Here is a 15,166-nt window from a genome sequence, read left to right as displayed (position 1 = left end):
GATTACTCAATTAAAACTGAATGGTTTTGATTTGAAGGTTATAAAAAAGTTCGGGTATTATGGTAATAACAGGATGCATGATAAGTTCTGTATAATTGACCTCGACTATGTAATGCACGGCTCATATAATTGGTCAAAAGCAGCGAATTTTAATAAAGAAACTCTCGCGACAGCCTTGGACCGTAAATTAGTGACAAACTTTGCTGAAGAATTTATGAAACTTTATAAAGTGGGTATATAATCACAGCTAAAAGCCATATTCCACATACCATATTGCATTAATACCTTAACCACAACACATGTAGAAGCTTGTGTTCTCTTAACAAAAAGCCAAGCTTGACTTTAAAGTCCAAAACAAGGTCCTAGTCAATGATTTTATTTAGCAAATATCTTATGACATAGTAATAAATTCACTATAAGTAAGAATGGCTTATATTTTAGAAGGTGTATTGATGAAGAAATTTCTTAGAATATTTTTAAAAATAATAGTTTTCTTTCTAGGATGGATCGTCTTATCGGTTATAATCGAAATACCCGATGGGCCTCCAGCTGTTTGGAGATTTTCGGCGGAATTGATCCCTTTAACTGTCATCATACTATTTACGGTTCTTTTCTTGAAATTTGATCAACGATTGATACAAATTCCTCATAAACAGGTCATGCTAAGAGGGAGTTTGCTAGGTACAATTGTGGGCATCTTCTGGATTGGATCGATCGTAGGTATTCTCCTATTAACTGGAACTATTGTCAATTTTATAAATAATCAAGTGTCCTTCTTATGGCTATGGATTCTTTCAGCATTTATTAATGTTGTGATGCAAGAACTTCTCGTAAGAGGTTATATCTATCACCTTCTAAAAGATACTTATAACCTTTTAGTTGCGGTAATAGTGACAACGATGATTTTTACTCTTTTACATGGTGGGGCCTTTGAAGCGGGTATTGTTCCAGTGATTAATGTCATAACCATGTGCTTATTTACATCTGCCTTATATGAAAGTGAAGAAACTTTGTTAGCGCCGATTATGGCTCATGCTGTTTGGAATATTATCGGTTCCTTAATTCTCGGAGGAGTAAATTTAGCCGAAGACTATCCAAACCTTTATTCTATGATCTTGTCTGGGAACACACTTCTATCTGGAGGAGAATATAAAATAGAAGGGAGTGTATTAGTAGCCGGAATAAACATTCTCTTAATCTTATTCTTTTATGATCGATCCAGACGTAAACTTAATTTGATATAAATAGTCTTATTGGGTTACAATATCATATCCATTTAGGAGGAAGCTGATGTCCTTAATTAAACAAGATGTTAATAAATTCTCAACCTTGTCATTGGTTTACCAACTAGCTTTAATTATCTTTGTTCTAGGAGTGGATTCGAACCAAGTGCAACTAACAGCTGTTCCGATCTTCCTTGTTATTTATTCTGGTTTTCTAGCCCCTATCTTTGAAGAGATTGTCTACCGGGGTTCAGGGAAGAACTTGGTCAGAGGCCATGGGAAACTATTAACAATGGTTATTTCAGCTATATTATTTGCTATGATCCATTATCATATTCCAACACTACTGGCGACTTTTTTTGTGGGAATAGTAGCCTGTTATATTACGATGGAATACTCTTTAGCTTGGGCAATCCTTTTGCACTTTATCAATAATTTTATCTACGGCGGGATTGTCGATAACTTGATTAACAATCTTGATCCAAGTCTTGCTGGTCCAGTTGAATGGAGTATATTGTTGTTGATCGCTGTGGTCACATTTACCATCATCGTCATGAATCGTCAAAAGATCAGGACTTATTTAATTGCAAATCAGTCACCCAGATCAGCCTATAAAGAGGCCTTTACGGCACCTATGTTTATCGTTGCTGTGATGTATTCGCTAGTGATGATCGGCCTTCAAGGGATCTTTATCAAGTAAGACCAGAATTTATAACGAAAGTAAATAAGGTGTCAAGCCATTCTCTCTGAATGCTTGACACCTTATTTGCTCTTCAAGCCATAGAGCCATTACCAGTCTTCAGTAATGACTATGCGCCTACTCATCTTCATATTCCTTGACTCTGCGAATCGCAAAATATCTTATTAGGAGTCCAAATATAATACTGGAACCGATTACCCGAATTAGGGTAGTCCATTGGAAAAATGAATCAATGCCTCCGTTAGGATTCACTAATTCAAGGAGAAAGGTTAGGAAAAACATTCCGATTAAAAAAATTAAACTACTCCGTAAAACGGAACGATTAATATCACTAATTGTTAATTTATAGTGGCTTGAATCGGTCTCGATCATTAAAGCACCGGATTTACGTAGCTGATGTAATGAGTAGCCAGCGATACCAGCACCAAAAATGATATTTGTGATAATCAAGTAGAAGAAAGCCACTTGATAACTGATATTGCCCAATAAGATTGCAATAAAATTATTGATAATCCCAATCGAGAAGGTCAGCATATAGGCCCGGTTGCCAATCTCATTAAGGATAGCCTGCTTATACTCATCAAAGCTTCCATTAATGCCCCAAAAACGTTTTTTATATGTGGTCCAAGACTTATTCATGCTTATCATCCTTCCAAAAAAGTGTATTTAAATCTGTATTTAAAGCCTTTGCTAATTTAATACATAAGTCTAGTGAAGGGTTAAACCGATCATTTTCAATAAGTGATAAGGTTTGCCTAGCAATTCCTACGATAGCAGCTAGTTCGCTCTGCTTTAGCTGAGCTTGTTGCCGAAGTTCTTTTACACGATTCACATACATGTCCCTCCTTAGAGTTTAATGTCATCTATAAATGACTTACTATGTCTATTATACATGACAATAAAGAGTTGTCAAATATATATGACATTATTTAATAAATATGCTTACCAAATCAGTTTGAGTCTGTTTAGGATAAATTTTATTTTGGATCAAAAAATCCCCTCTCACAGAAAGTGAGAGAGGTCAGTTAGTCGTATTGGATTCAATTAGTTAAGTGATAATCCACCATCAACAATTAAAGCTTGACCTGTTAAGTAAGAAGACTCATCAGAAGCTAAGAACAAGATCGCATTAGCAATCTCTTCAGTTTGAGCTCCACGTCCCATTGGAACATTTGGAAGAACAGCTTTATCAAAGTCATCCCCTGGTTCAACCATTTCTGAATAAGTTAAGCCTGGACAGATCGCATTCACTCTAATGCCTTTATCAGCATAGGTTTTGGCAAGGTTTCTAGTCAAGTGAAGCATGGCCGCCTTAGAAACTGAGTAAGGGATATTAAACGGTAGTGTAGATACAGCTCCAACAGAAGCAGTATTGACAATAGATCCACCGTTTTCTTGCTTAAGCATTTGTTGAATAACTAACTGCAAAGCTCTAAATGGTCCGCGTAAGTTAGTGTTGAACAAGCGATCATAATGGTCTTCCATATCAACTTCTAGAAAATCATCTTCATAAAGGACACCGGCGTTGTTAGAGAAAATATCAATGCGGCCATATTTATCAACAACATAATCAACTAGTGCTTTACATTGTTCTTCTGAAGTGACATCAGCTTGGAAGAATTCAGCGTTTCCATATTGAGCTAGTTCTTTTTCAACCTCTTTACCTTTTTCTTCTCGACGTCCGCAGAAAATGACACTAGCTCCTTCTTTAGTAAATAGTTCAGCAGTGGCCATTCCAATACCAGAAGTGGCGCCGATAATTACTGCAACTTTATTTTCTAATCTCATTAAACATTCTCCTTTTCTGCCTTTAGTATCATTACACTATTTATTATAGTGCAAAAAAACGCTTACCTCAAATAAGGACCCTGTCTTTTCTGGAATTTAGATACTTTAAACAGTCTAAACTTTATCATATGTAGAAAATAGATAAAGAACGTCTTGGGGATTTCTGACCGAGAGACACTCGCTTTACAAAATTTATCAGTGATTGAAATCATTACTATCATCTCTTGCAAAAAAGAGTATAATATTAAAAAATATTATTCTCTTTATAAGAGAAGTGTCGAGGAGTGATTCTAATGGATCGATTAGAAGAGTTGTCAGCAATTGAAGAAATAAAACAGTGTAAGGCTCGCTATTGGCGTGCCATTGATTCCAAGAATTTTGATTTATTGGAGACGGTCTTTGCTCCAGAATGTCTATTCGATACCTCTCAGGTAGCTTACGACCCTGTTAAGGGTCAGCACCCCTTAATCCCTGCCAAGCGAGAGCCTTCAAGATCTTGTCAGGAAATTATCGCTAACGCCAAGCGGTTAATGGGTGATAATGTTCAAAGTGCCCACATGGGTCACATCCCAGAAGTAGAAATTCTATCGCCGACAGCAGCTCGAGCAATTTTTCCCTTTGAAGACCGGGTTCTTAATCATGGCATTGCTGCTTTTGATGGCTATGGATACTACCAGGATACCTTTGAGCGGATTAAAGGTCAGTGGCTAGTTAAATCAAGCGTTATTCACCGTTACCGCGTGATTTTTGATACAGTTGAGTGATTACTCAAGTGTGAATGGGCCATGTTTGATTAGGTGAGGTCCCTTCTTAAGAGAGAGATAGGCTTATTTTTCATGAGTAGACTAGCTGTCAATAAGAGTAAAGTTCCAGCTAACACGAAGAGTAAGCCAATCCCTCTACCAGGACCGATACCAAGCCAATTATCAATAGGAGTCGAAGCTAATAATCCACCTTCTAGTAAGAGGGGTTCAAAGACATAATCAGCCAAGGGACCTGATAACAAGTAAGCGATCAAGTAACCCATCTGAGACAAAAAAGAAAGTATGCCCCAAACGCGCCCCTGGATACCTGAAGGAATAACTAAGCGCATCAAGGTCTCTAGCGAACTAGTCATAACTGGTAAAGTTAGAAAAATCAAGAAACAAGATAAGGTCAAACTAGCCACACTTCGACTGAGACCTAGTCCAATAATAAATAAGCCACAGATCACCATACCCATTCGAAGAAGGCTCAGTTCTTTGCCAGCAGGAATCCCTCTCCAACCCACTAATAGGCTGGATAAGAGCATACCGATAGCTCCTAATGAGATGACTTGACCTAAGGTTTGGCTGTTAGTGATGCTCAGAGCTAAGGGCTGAATAAGAATTTGAATGCTTCCTAGATAACAAGTCAGACTAGCTGCTAGTAGCATTAAAGTTAGAATGCCACTGTGTTCCAATAAATAATCGCTTCCAGCCTTAAAATCTTGCCATAAGCTTTCTGATTGCTTTTTGAATTTGACCTGGCCAAGCCGGTGGCGAACCCATTGGGTAGTAGCCAGTGTAACAAGAATTGTTAGGATATCTAGAAGTAATGCCAGGCTAATACCATTGGGTCTGGTCATAAGATAGCCACCGATAGCTGGTGCGACTAGGAATTTGGCTGAAGAAGCTAATTGAACCAGACCAGAAGCATTAGCATAATCTTCCTCTGGTAAAATATCGGATACTGTTGCTCGGTAGGCAGGTTCTAGAAGTGCTTGAAAAACAGAAGAAAAAGTGACCCCCATCAAAACATGCCAAACGTGTAATTGGCCCAAATAATAAAGCCATAGAATGCTAATTAAACCAAGCGAACTAACCCCATCAGCCAGCATCATTAACATCCGCCGATCAAAACGATCGGCCAAGATACCTGCTAATGGAGCTAGGATGATTGAAGGTAGGAAGGCTGCCAGACTTACCATGGAAATGGCAGTGGCCTGCTGACTGAGGCGATAAACGTAAATACCAATAGCAAATGATGAAACCCCATGCCCTGTTGCAGCGATTAACTGTCCAAGCCATAGAATAAGGAAAGTTCGGTAGTGTTTAGCCTGTTGACGCATAACGTTCCCCCTTAAATCCCCAATTTTGCCATCTTATCGAGCACAGCTTGAAACTTATCGGTTGTCTCTTCTTGATCGAAGCGGAGATCAGTTTCTAGCTGGCCGTCTTTCATGAATAAGATTCGCTTAGCCCGAGCAGCAACGTTCGGATCATGAGTCACTAACAGAATAGCCATACCTTCCAGATTCAAGACTTCAAAAAGAGTAAGAACTTCTTGAGAGCTTTGGCTGTTAAGAGCGCCAGTGGGTTCATCGGCAAAGAGGAGGGCAGGCTGATGGAGAATCGCACGACAGATGGCAGCTCTTTGTAGTTGCCCGCCTGAGACCTCATGAACCATCCGTTGCTCCAACCCCATGATACCTACTCGCTGCATCAGTTGTTGAGCTTTCGAATAGAGTTGGTTTTTGTCGCCAGAATAGTCGTTATAGCAAGGCAACATAATGTTATCGATAATGGATAGTTGCTGGATAAAGGTAGGCTGTTGAAAAACAAAGCCCATTTCTTGCCGGCGAATTCGAGCTAGTTCTTCATCAGAAAGGTCGTTCAAATCATTCCCTTGAAAGCAAATATCTCCACTATCAATCTTGTCCATACCTGATAAGGCGAATAGCAGAGTTGACTTGCCTGATCCTGAAGGGCCCATAATGGCAATGAATTCTTGGGCTTGAATGTCGACAGAGACATCCTGGAGGACATGTATTCTACTGCTTGCTTGGTCGAAATATTTATTGACTTGCTGAGCCTTAAGTAACGTTTGCATCTCCATCACTCCTTAATATATTCAGAAACTATCATGTCGGGGATTTCTCTGACACTAAGGGCGGTTCCTAACCCTACCCAGGCTATGAAGAATCCTCCTTGAAGCAAGTATGTGACCCAATCTGGATTAGTAAAGTTAAAGTGACCAATCCCCAGTCCCTGCATAAAGCTAGAAGCCAGCAATTGACCTAAGTTCTGAGTGAGAAGGAATCCTATAAGCAGACTAATTGAGGCAACGATGATGACACTTAAATAATAACGATAAGTAATTTGATAGGATAAGAAGCCGACGGCCTTGAGCGTAGCATTTATCGATCGATCTTTAACGACCATCAAATAATTAAATAAAATCGCAATTAGTAATAGTAGAATCGCTGCCGTAATGAAGGCAATCCAAGCAACTTTATTCAAGTTATTCAAGGTTGCACCCAATATTTCCTGGCGGTAATCATCCACTTCGATGATTTGCAAGTAGGGGAAGTCCTGTCTTAAATCTTGCACAAGGTCAGTGACGTCCCTATCTCCCTTACAACTAATATAAAGCGAATTTCTTAAGCTAGGTAGCTGCCAACTTTGTGCTAGGGCTTGACCTGTCCGACCCCCATTTGTGATATCTGAATAGATTCCGACAATAGTCAGGGGAATCTCTTTGCCATCTATTAATAACTGTATTGCATCCCCCAATTGCTTGTTAAGCTCAGTGGCTAGCAAGTAGGATAAGGCAATCTCATCATGATTCATGGGTGGGCGTCCCTCCTGGTAATGAAGAGGGAAGACTTGATGGTCGCCGTGGTTGATCCAGATTTTACTTGTGTCTTCTGTATTCAGTTTGAAGGGATAGCTTGCTTGAGCGAACCGATTATATCGATCCACTCTTAGATCTTGATCCAAGCGAGCTTCTAATTCTTGTAGCTGACTTTGTGAGAAGTCAGACTGAATCGATAAGAGGATATCCGCATCGCCGATCCCCATATACTGAACAAAGTCTCGATTATTTAGGCTATGGGCCAATTGTTGAGGCACCAAGGTTATAAAGCAGGTAATAACTAGAATCAGAGCAAGTGTTGAATAGAGCTTCAAGCGACTGATTAGATGGACGAAAGTGAGATAACCTTGACTGGTCCTAACAAAGGGGCTAGTTAAGTGAAGAGGTGCTAGTCGGTAATTTTTATCTTGTAGTTGACCATTCATAGCTTCTGCGGGAGTCCGCCCCTTGAAGCTATTCAATAAATGATTGAGATAAAGCATGACCAAGAAGAATACCAAAACACTGGCCAGACTGCCTAATAGGTAACTGGTCTCTTGGTGATCATTAGGGCCAAAGAATAGATGGATACGATCTACTATTATTGGACTAAAAACAAGGGCAAGTAGATAGCCAATGGCTCCAGAAAGAAACGTGATCAAAAAATATTTAGCCAAATAAAGCGACTTGATCCTGCGGATGGAAAGGCCAATAGCTCGCAAAACCGCTACTTGCTGACTCTCTTGTTCCAATCTGGCCAGCAGCGTAAAACGAATGCAGAGAAAACTAATCAAAAGAGTGAGAAGAGCGATAAGTGTTAAGATAGCTAACATGATTCCTTCGGTTAAGCCATTTACAAGACGGATAAGCGGGTAAGTAATGGTCGGCCCATTAGCTTCAAGACCGGCTTTAGCATAATCTCCTTGAAAGGAAGGCAAATAATCTAAATCCGTCAGCAAAAACTCAATTAAATATTCACTGCGACCTTGTTCTTTAATAGTTATGAGGTCCTGAGGATGAACCAAAAAGCGTTTGGAGCTTGAAAGAGAAGAATTCATCTGCACATCACGGATGGGGCCTTGGACTTGTAAGTCCAGTCCCAGGATATTTATTTGGTCTCCTATGGATAGGTGCTCACTTAAGTAATAACTAATCGGTACATAGACTTGACCCACTTCTGGCTTGACAATCTGATTATCCAAACCAATTAGAAAATCAAAAGATTCATTCTGAGTGGAAAAGCCGATATCTTGCGAATCCATGGTCCAATCTTGACCATTAATACTCAAATCACTGGAATCAACATTGATAAAGGGTTGGACTTGATATGACTGGATCTGGGGATGATTACTAGCAAAGTGCTGGATGCGGTCCATGTCCACTTCCCCTAAGTGCATTTGAATGAAGTGTGGGGCTTGAGCTTGAGTCATGAGTTGGTCAATCGAGGTCAATAATTGATAGGAGGATAAGAAGACCAAGCAAGTCAGAAAACTAGCTAAGATAACAAAGAGAAAAATAGTAGCACTAGACAGCTTACTAGACTTTAAGTCATTGATAATCAATCGTCTATACATGATTAGCCTCCTTCATAATTAGTAGCAGGATCGAAATTTGGACCCTCAATCTTGATTAGCTGGGTGAGCCTCTAGCATGTGGTAGCTATTCACTAGAAGACCTGGATCCGCCCCTAGAAGTAGCTCCATATGCTTGAGTAAGACCTGCAAGCGCCGGGCTTTAGCTAAGTCATCTAAGGCTAATGAATCGCTATCAATAACCTGGGTGACATAGACCACCATCATCTCAAGCGCTTCATAAGGGTAATCGGTAGCAAAAAGTCCCTGCTCTACTCCTTCTTGGATGACAGGGAGGAGTATTTGGGGGAGTTGTTTGAGGATCTGAGTTTGTATCTTATGGTGAAGAAGTAGGTTCTCTTCTTGATGAATATGATTCATTAATTCATTGCCGGCCAAATCTTCCGCATTAAGTGAGGCAATCACGCCCCAGAGACGGGCTAGGACCGGAAGATCTAATTGATTGGCTACAGATCTAGCCTGGTCAAATAAATCTTGGCTCACCTGATTTACCAAATCATTTAGAATTTCTTCCTTAGAATGGTAATAATGGTAAAGCGTTCCCCTAGCAATGCCTAACGTTTGAACGATATCATTGGTGGAAGTATGGGCCAAACCTTTCTCCTCGATTAATCGGGCGGTGACGCTTAAAATTTGCTCTCGACGGTCCTTGTTTTTTGAGTGCATGACAGGCCTCCTTTTAAACCGACAACCTGTCGGTTTCTTTCTTTTATTTTATTACAGTTTTCTAAAATTTTCAATGAGGAACCCATAAAATAACCAGTATTTCGATTAAAGAAAATGCGCAATTGTAAGAACAAGATGATTTAAATTGGCTTGAGCTTGACAGGATCTTTTCTTTTTTTTTGAAGCTACCTAGTAATGGTAGGTTCTGCATTGAAGGGATTGTGTGCCTACAGCTTGTCTAATTAGATATTATTTGATATCATAATGATATCAAAAGGAGGTATCATTATGAGTGAAAAATCTAATGCGATCGTTTCGGAACAGATCTTGACTGGTAGAGCCAATGGTTTAATGGTATTAATAACTTATCTCGTTCTGCTAGTATTAGCGATTGTTTCATTATTTGTAGCTAGTCCAGGCTGGATTAAGGGCCTGTCAATTGCCTATATCGCAATTGCTTGGATTGTCTTATTTGGTTTAAAGATCTTGAATCCACAAGAGTCACTGGTTTTAACCCTATTTGGTCGTTACATTGGCACGCTTAAGGGCGAAGGTTTTTATTTTGTGAATCCATTTGCTCAGGCGGTTAATCCAGCAGCGGATACACGCTTAAGTCAGAGTGGCGATGTTCAAAAGAAAAGTAAAAAACCTAAAGAGGTTGATGGCTCTAGTGATGTCTCATGGCCGACAAGTAAGAAAATCTCACTCAAAGTGATGACTTTAAATAATAGCAAACAAAAGATTAATGATGTCCTAGGGAATCCAGTAGAAATTGGTATTGCTGTTATCTGGCGGGTGAATGATACGGCGAAAGCTGTATTCAATGTCGATAATTATAAGGAGTACTTATCGCTCCAGACTGACTCGGCCCTGCGCAACATTATTCGCCAATACCCTTATGACGTCAATCCGCTCTATGAGATAGATACGACAGGTGATGGCGAGCCAGATGATGGTTCCTTGCGCGGTTCTAGTGAGATTGTGGCTCAGCGAATTAAGGAAGAGATTCAATCGCGAGTCAATTTTGCGGGGATTGAGATTATTGAAGCTAGAATTACTCACCTATCTTATGCTCCTGAGATAGCAGCAGCCATGCTGCAACGGCAACAGGCTTCTGCTTTAATTGATGCTAGAGCCATGATAGTGGATGGCGCTGTAGGGATGGTTGAGATGGCACTGGATAAGCTTGAATCGCAACAGGTCGTTGATCTAGATGAAGAGCGCAAGGCAGCCATGGTTTCTAATCTGCTTGTTGTTTTGTGTGGGAATAACGATGTCTCACCGATTGTTAATTCGGGTAGTCTGTATTGATATGGCTGAGAAGAAACAGGTTCCACTTAGAATCTCTAAGCAATTATATGATCAGATTGCTGCCTGGGCAGAGGATGATTTCCGATCCATTAATGGTCAGATTGAGTACTTGTTAACAGAATGCGTCCGTCAACATCGTAAGAATGGCGCTTATGTCAGTGACCGACTCGATCAGCCCTTAGAAATAGACTTGGATCCAAGTGATTTGCTTTGATTTATTTAGCGACTATCACAATTGACTAAAATCTATTTATTAAAGAGAGATACCAGTGAGTTTGCTCACTGGTTTTTTTTATTATTACTATTTTGGACTTTCTCTATTGTACAAGATGAATTAAAATAAACTTATATATATTAATTAGAAAACGAATGGAGGCTTTGTGATGAGAAGCAGTCAAGACTGGGTGGAATCTTTAGGGCTAATTCCTCACCAAGAAGGGGGCTACTACCGGCAGGTATACAAGAGTTCAGAGCGAATAAGAGGAGATCAGCGAGCTTTATACACTAGTATTTATTTCTTATTAGAAAAGGATAATCCCTCCCACTTCCATCGCTTAACGTGTGATGAAATATGGTACTACCATGCAGGACAGGCTTTAACCATTCATATGATTGACCTTGAGGGACAATACCAGCGGGTAGTACTTGGATCTTGCGTGGCCCAAGATCAAGTTCTATCCTTTGTGGTGCCACAAGGGTTTATCTTCGGGTCTACCGTTGAAGAAGGCTATGCCTTAGTTAGTTGCTTATGTGCTCCTGGATTTGAATACGCGGATTTTGAATTGTTTGATGAGAAAGAATTGTTGACTCAGTATCCAGAGCATGAGGCTATTATTAAACGTTTAACTAGATGATAGCTAAACCTTCGATGTCATTCAGGCATTAAAAAGGGTCGTTTAGGCAAGTTGTGAACTTATAGTTCAGGCATTGGACTATAATGAAGTCAGATAAAAGGAGAGTCAATATGAAGGAGTCGATGAAATGAAAGGTCTATTATCCAAAGGAATATTGCTTACGCTTATAGCGAGCTGGTTGGCTCCGATTCAAGTGATAGGTCAAGAGGCCTTGCCGGAATATTATCAGGAAGTTATTAGTTACTTAGCGGACAACTATGATCAAGTATTAGCTGGTGGGGAGGGACTGGATCCAAAATATGTCCCAGAAAGTTATACCAGTCAGGGGGGAGTGGACCATCTGTCTTATGCCCTTTATGATGTGGATATGAATGGGGTGCCTGAATTATTTGTGGGTCCTGATGCTGCGATAGCTGTATATACCTATGCTCAAGATGATGTTCACTTAATTGCTGACTATTCGCAGACCATGTATATTACCAACCGAGGGAACATTGAGATATATGATACGGGGCGGGTGTTTGGTAGCTTTTCTGGTGGGGCAACCTTTGGTTCCAGCTATGAACTAGCCTTTAATGAAGATAAGACTGCTTGGGTTAAGATTCATGAATATGAACATAATTTCCAAGAAAATCCAGACCAACCTTATCTTGATGTGCAATCAGGACAAAGAATGACGGAAGAGGAATATCAAGCTCTAAGAGAGAGTGAAGATCACCTTGTGGATCCTTCTACCTGGAATTGGACACCAATAACAGAGGCAAGAATCAATGCAGAGCCTGAGAGTGGCCAAAGTGTGGCATCGATTAGTTCACAAGAGGCTAGTCCCACAGACCAAGAAACGAGTAGTCAAGATCTGACAGCCTATTTAGAGCAGTTGCGACAAGCTAATGATCGCTGGGCTAGTCGCTTGAATCAATTGCTTGAGTCTGGATTGCCAGCGGCTAGTGATTTAGTTCCGGCCAATCCGTCGGCTGAAGGGCGTCATCAAGCTATTCAGGCTTTATATCAGGCATTTAATGAGGCTTATGCTAGTTATCCAGGCGACTCCCCTGATTTGCTTCCTTTTCGTGAACTTTATTCGGATACCTTTGTTCTAGAAAAGATCTTGTTACCAGAATTACAAGCCGAGGATCTGGATGCCTTGGACCAACTCAGAGAATGGTTAACTTCAATTGTCTATGAGGGCTATCAAGTTCGTTCCACTGATGGCTTTGTAACCTCTGGCTTTGCCATGGATACTTTGGACTTTGCCAAGCAATTAGCAGATGTAGCTGGGATGTCTGACGAGGTCTTCGATCAATCCAATCGGATTGCTATTCAGACCGGTATTGCTTCAGAAGCCTATAACACAACCATCAATGGAGATACTCCTTGGATGGCTTCGGTCCCATTTGAGGGGCATTGGTTTAGTCATATGGTGAATCCACATTCAGCAGATGTCGGTTCTACTCGCATTCAAGCCTATCAAGTAGAAAGCGGTCAAGTATGGCAAGGAGTTCCCTTAGCTGGGCCAGTGGAGCCAGTGCTCCCGGTTAACTATCAAGATCGTTACGGCATTGAAATCAAAAACCACTATCCGGGTGGCTCAGTGGCTACTAGTAGTTCCGTCTCTACTTCCTCACAGGATCCGGAAGCCAGTTCTAGTTCTACCTGGTCCGCTCAGAAAACTCAATCCCTTGCCAGCCAAGTGCGAGCTTGGGGTGAAGAAATGGGACAAAGCTACCAAGAATACTCACCTGGTCAAGAAGTTGACTTCTATGGGGCTCACTTACCGAACGAATCATTTGTGATTAATCTGGATGGTCAGACCAGACAAGCTCATTACCAGTCAGAAGGAGACCTGGTGGTTCTGGCAGTCTATAGTGATATCGAAGATACAGCTAATCCGCTGGAAGAGCGTCATCTCTACTTATTTGCTGAAGACCAGGGACAACCAAGAGTTTTGATAGCGGTAAATGGACCCGATTCTCAAGGAAATTTATCATTCAAGGATACGGCTAATCAAGACTTACGGAATCGCTTCTTAAGCGTCTACAATCAATAAAGAGACGTTCCCCATTCTAGTTTAAATAGAGTGGGGAACGTCTCTTTATTGATTTTTTAACTGTCTGACATAGAGACCAAGGTCACATAAAAGATTTTCAAAGGCCAGGCCTTCTTGCATGGAGTTTCCTAATTCTAATGTCTTCTCGATGATGCGTGGAACAGTGTCTACGGCTAGTTGGACGGCTTGATGCAAGCTGTCTCCATTCACCAAGGCACCAGTAACGATGGAAGCAAAAATATCCCCGGTTCCGTGATAAGCACCTCCAATGTAATCTGCTTGGATCAATTGGCCGGTTGATTGGCTGTGCGCTTGATAGTAGGCGCCAGTCTTGACCCCGTCAAAACCAGCTCCTGTTAAGACTAAGTCTGCCTGAGTCTCTTCCTGAACCAGATTGACAAGATTTTGAATATCATTTTGCTCCCATTGACCTTCCTTGTAATCTAAACCGTATATCTTACTTGCTTCGGTTATATTAGGAAGTAAGACATCAGCTAATTTAGCTAATTGTCTCATTTCATCGGCATAGGACTGGTCAAAGCCATGGTAGAAGTTGCCCCCGTCAGCCATTACAGGGTCGAGAATGACTTGGCCGTCTTCCTTGATTAGGTTAGGAATTTCTCTTTCCAGTAGTTGGATTTGTTGGATAGAGCCTAAGTATCCAATATAGATTGCATCGAACCGCAATTGATATTCTTTCCAATGATGAATAATTTTACCCATTTCATCGGTTAAGTCTAAAAAGGTAAAGCCTTCAAATTCGGGTCCAGTATGTGTGGACAAAAGGGATGTAGGTAGAATCGTCCCAGCCAATTCCATCGATGAGATGATCGGTAGAGCTACTGTGGTGGAACACTTACCATATCCGGAAATATCGTGAATTATCAAAACATTCTTCATTGTTGACCTCCTAGATCATTTGTAATGAGTGTATCACAGATCTGGACCTATCATAAGCGCCAGATATTAATAAAAAGTTAGTGCCAGATATATCACGTTGGATACTGCGACGATGGATAACTTTAGGATTAACAATCAAAAAAGTCGAATCCCTGACGTATAAGAACGTCTAAAGATTCGACTTTTTTAGTTAGATAGATTGTAAAATTAATTGCGACAAATAATAAAAACCCATAACAGGTTCGTGTAAAATGTAAGTTACCACACCAACATGAACACGGAGGCCTGTTATGAGCTACAAACATCTTACCATAGAAGAACGATTAAAAATAGAAGTCCTGCATAAAGAAGGCTATAAAGTTAGCCGAATAGCTGATATTATTGGCTGCCATCGCTCAACGATTTATCGAGAGCTGAATCGTTGTCACTCAGAAGCCTATCAAGCTAGATCAGCGCAAAAACATGCGAATAAAAAGAAGGCTTCAAAAGGT

General features: G+C 40.6%; 17 protein-coding genes. 9 read left to right on the top strand and 8 right to left on the bottom strand.

From position 1 onward, the window contains the following. The 3 genes from T408_RS11290 to T408_RS0108345 all read left to right on the top strand — a co-directional run. Positions 1-241: phospholipase D-like domain-containing protein (locus T408_RS11290; RefSeq protein ID WP_035420469.1), on the top strand; the 241-nt coding region annotated here is incomplete at its 5' end. A 211-nt stretch (positions 242-452) separates the two neighbouring features. Next, a complete protein-coding gene (locus T408_RS0108350; RefSeq protein WP_028119526.1) occupies positions 453-1,244 on the top strand; it encodes a CPBP family intramembrane glutamic endopeptidase in 792 nt (263 codons plus the stop codon). A gap of 46 nt (positions 1,245-1,290) precedes the next feature. After that, on the top strand, positions 1,291-1,923 hold the full coding sequence (locus tag T408_RS0108345) for a CPBP family intramembrane glutamic endopeptidase (protein WP_028119525.1): 633 nt from the start codon (positions 1,291-1,293) through the stop codon (positions 1,921-1,923). 117 nt (positions 1,924-2,040) lie between these two features. On the opposite strand, the gene T408_RS0108340 is transcribed toward T408_RS0108345, so the two are convergent. The 3 genes from T408_RS0108340 to T408_RS0108330 form a co-directional block, all read right to left on the bottom strand. Further along, complete coding sequence (locus T408_RS0108340) at positions 2,041-2,562, bottom strand: DUF3278 domain-containing protein (protein ID WP_028119524.1); 522 nt, start codon at positions 2,560-2,562, stop codon at positions 2,041-2,043. Then, a complete protein-coding gene (locus T408_RS0108335; RefSeq protein WP_028119523.1) occupies positions 2,555-2,755 on the bottom strand; it encodes a helix-turn-helix transcriptional regulator in 201 nt (66 codons plus the stop codon). Before T408_RS0108335 ends, T408_RS0108340 begins: the two co-directional genes overlap by 8 nt. Positions 2,756-2,967: 212 nt before the next feature. Beyond that, positions 2,968-3,711 (bottom strand): SDR family NAD(P)-dependent oxidoreductase, encoded by a 744-nt coding sequence (locus T408_RS0108330; RefSeq protein WP_028119522.1) that lies wholly within the window; start codon positions 3,709-3,711, stop codon positions 2,968-2,970. Between the two features lie 293 nt (positions 3,712-4,004). Between T408_RS0108330 and T408_RS0108325 the strand changes: the two genes are divergently transcribed. Continuing rightward, positions 4,005-4,475: a nuclear transport factor 2 family protein gene (locus T408_RS0108325; RefSeq protein WP_028119521.1), complete on the top strand. Its 471-nt coding sequence runs from the start codon at positions 4,005-4,007 to the stop codon at positions 4,473-4,475. A gap of 29 nt (positions 4,476-4,504) precedes the next feature. Here the strand turns inward: T408_RS0108325 and T408_RS0108320 are convergent, their stop codons facing one another. From T408_RS0108320 to T408_RS11285, 4 genes are read right to left on the bottom strand one after another with little or no spacing between them, the layout of a single operon-like run. After that, the gene (locus tag T408_RS0108320; protein ID WP_028119520.1) at positions 4,505-5,800 is read right to left on the bottom strand and encodes an MFS transporter; all 1,296 of its coding nucleotides are present in this window, start codon (positions 5,798-5,800) and stop codon (positions 4,505-4,507) included. A gap of 11 nt (positions 5,801-5,811) precedes the next feature. Further along, the gene (locus T408_RS0108315; RefSeq protein WP_028119519.1) at positions 5,812-6,561 is read right to left on the bottom strand and encodes an ABC transporter ATP-binding protein; all 750 of its coding nucleotides are present in this window, start codon (positions 6,559-6,561) and stop codon (positions 5,812-5,814) included. 5 nt (positions 6,562-6,566) lie between these two features. Next, positions 6,567-8,879: an ABC transporter permease gene (locus T408_RS0108310; protein WP_028119518.1), complete on the bottom strand. Its 2,313-nt coding sequence runs from the start codon at positions 8,877-8,879 to the stop codon at positions 6,567-6,569. Between the two features lie 45 nt (positions 8,880-8,924). Beyond that, positions 8,925-9,563: a TetR/AcrR family transcriptional regulator gene (locus T408_RS11285; RefSeq protein WP_035420467.1), complete on the bottom strand. Its 639-nt coding sequence runs from the start codon at positions 9,561-9,563 to the stop codon at positions 8,925-8,927. Positions 9,564-9,851: 288 nt separating this feature from the next. Here T408_RS11285 and T408_RS0108300 point away from each other — a divergent pair, with 288 nt between their 5' ends. The 4 genes from T408_RS0108300 (at position 9,852) to T408_RS0108285 (ending at position 13,775) form a co-directional block, all read left to right on the top strand. Continuing rightward, entirely contained in the window at positions 9,852-10,874 is a 1,023-nt protein-coding gene (locus tag T408_RS0108300) for an SPFH domain-containing protein (RefSeq protein WP_028119517.1), read from the top strand. Beyond that, complete coding sequence (locus tag T408_RS0108295) at positions 10,870-11,088, top strand: TA system antitoxin ParD family protein (protein ID WP_211230840.1); 219 nt, start codon at positions 10,870-10,872, stop codon at positions 11,086-11,088. Before T408_RS0108300 ends, T408_RS0108295 begins: the two co-directional genes overlap by 5 nt. A 169-nt stretch (positions 11,089-11,257) precedes the next feature. After that, entirely contained in the window at positions 11,258-11,728 is a 471-nt protein-coding gene (locus T408_RS0108290) for a cupin domain-containing protein (RefSeq protein WP_211230839.1), read from the top strand. 127 nt (positions 11,729-11,855) lie between these two features. Continuing rightward, positions 11,856-13,775 carry a DUF4767 domain-containing protein gene (locus T408_RS0108285; RefSeq protein ID WP_028119514.1) on the top strand — a complete coding sequence of 640 codons (1,920 nt, stop codon included), beginning with the start codon at positions 11,856-11,858 and terminating at the stop codon, positions 13,773-13,775. Between the two features lie 45 nt (positions 13,776-13,820). Here the strand turns inward: T408_RS0108285 and T408_RS0108280 are convergent, their stop codons facing one another. Then, a complete protein-coding gene (locus T408_RS0108280; protein WP_028119513.1) occupies positions 13,821-14,675 on the bottom strand; it encodes a pyridoxamine kinase in 855 nt (284 codons plus the stop codon). A gap of 290 nt (positions 14,676-14,965) precedes the next feature. Between T408_RS0108280 and T408_RS0108275 the strand changes: the two genes are divergently transcribed. Next, on the top strand, positions 14,966-15,166 hold a 201-nt coding region (locus T408_RS0108275), incomplete at its 3' end, for a helix-turn-helix domain-containing protein (RefSeq protein ID WP_028119512.1).

The organism is Hutsoniella sourekii ATCC 700629 (assembly GCF_000518205.1).
Taxonomy (GTDB): domain Bacteria; phylum Bacillota; class Bacilli; order Lactobacillales; family Aerococcaceae; genus Hutsoniella; species Hutsoniella sourekii.
This window is presented reverse-complemented; position numbering and strand designations above follow the sequence as displayed.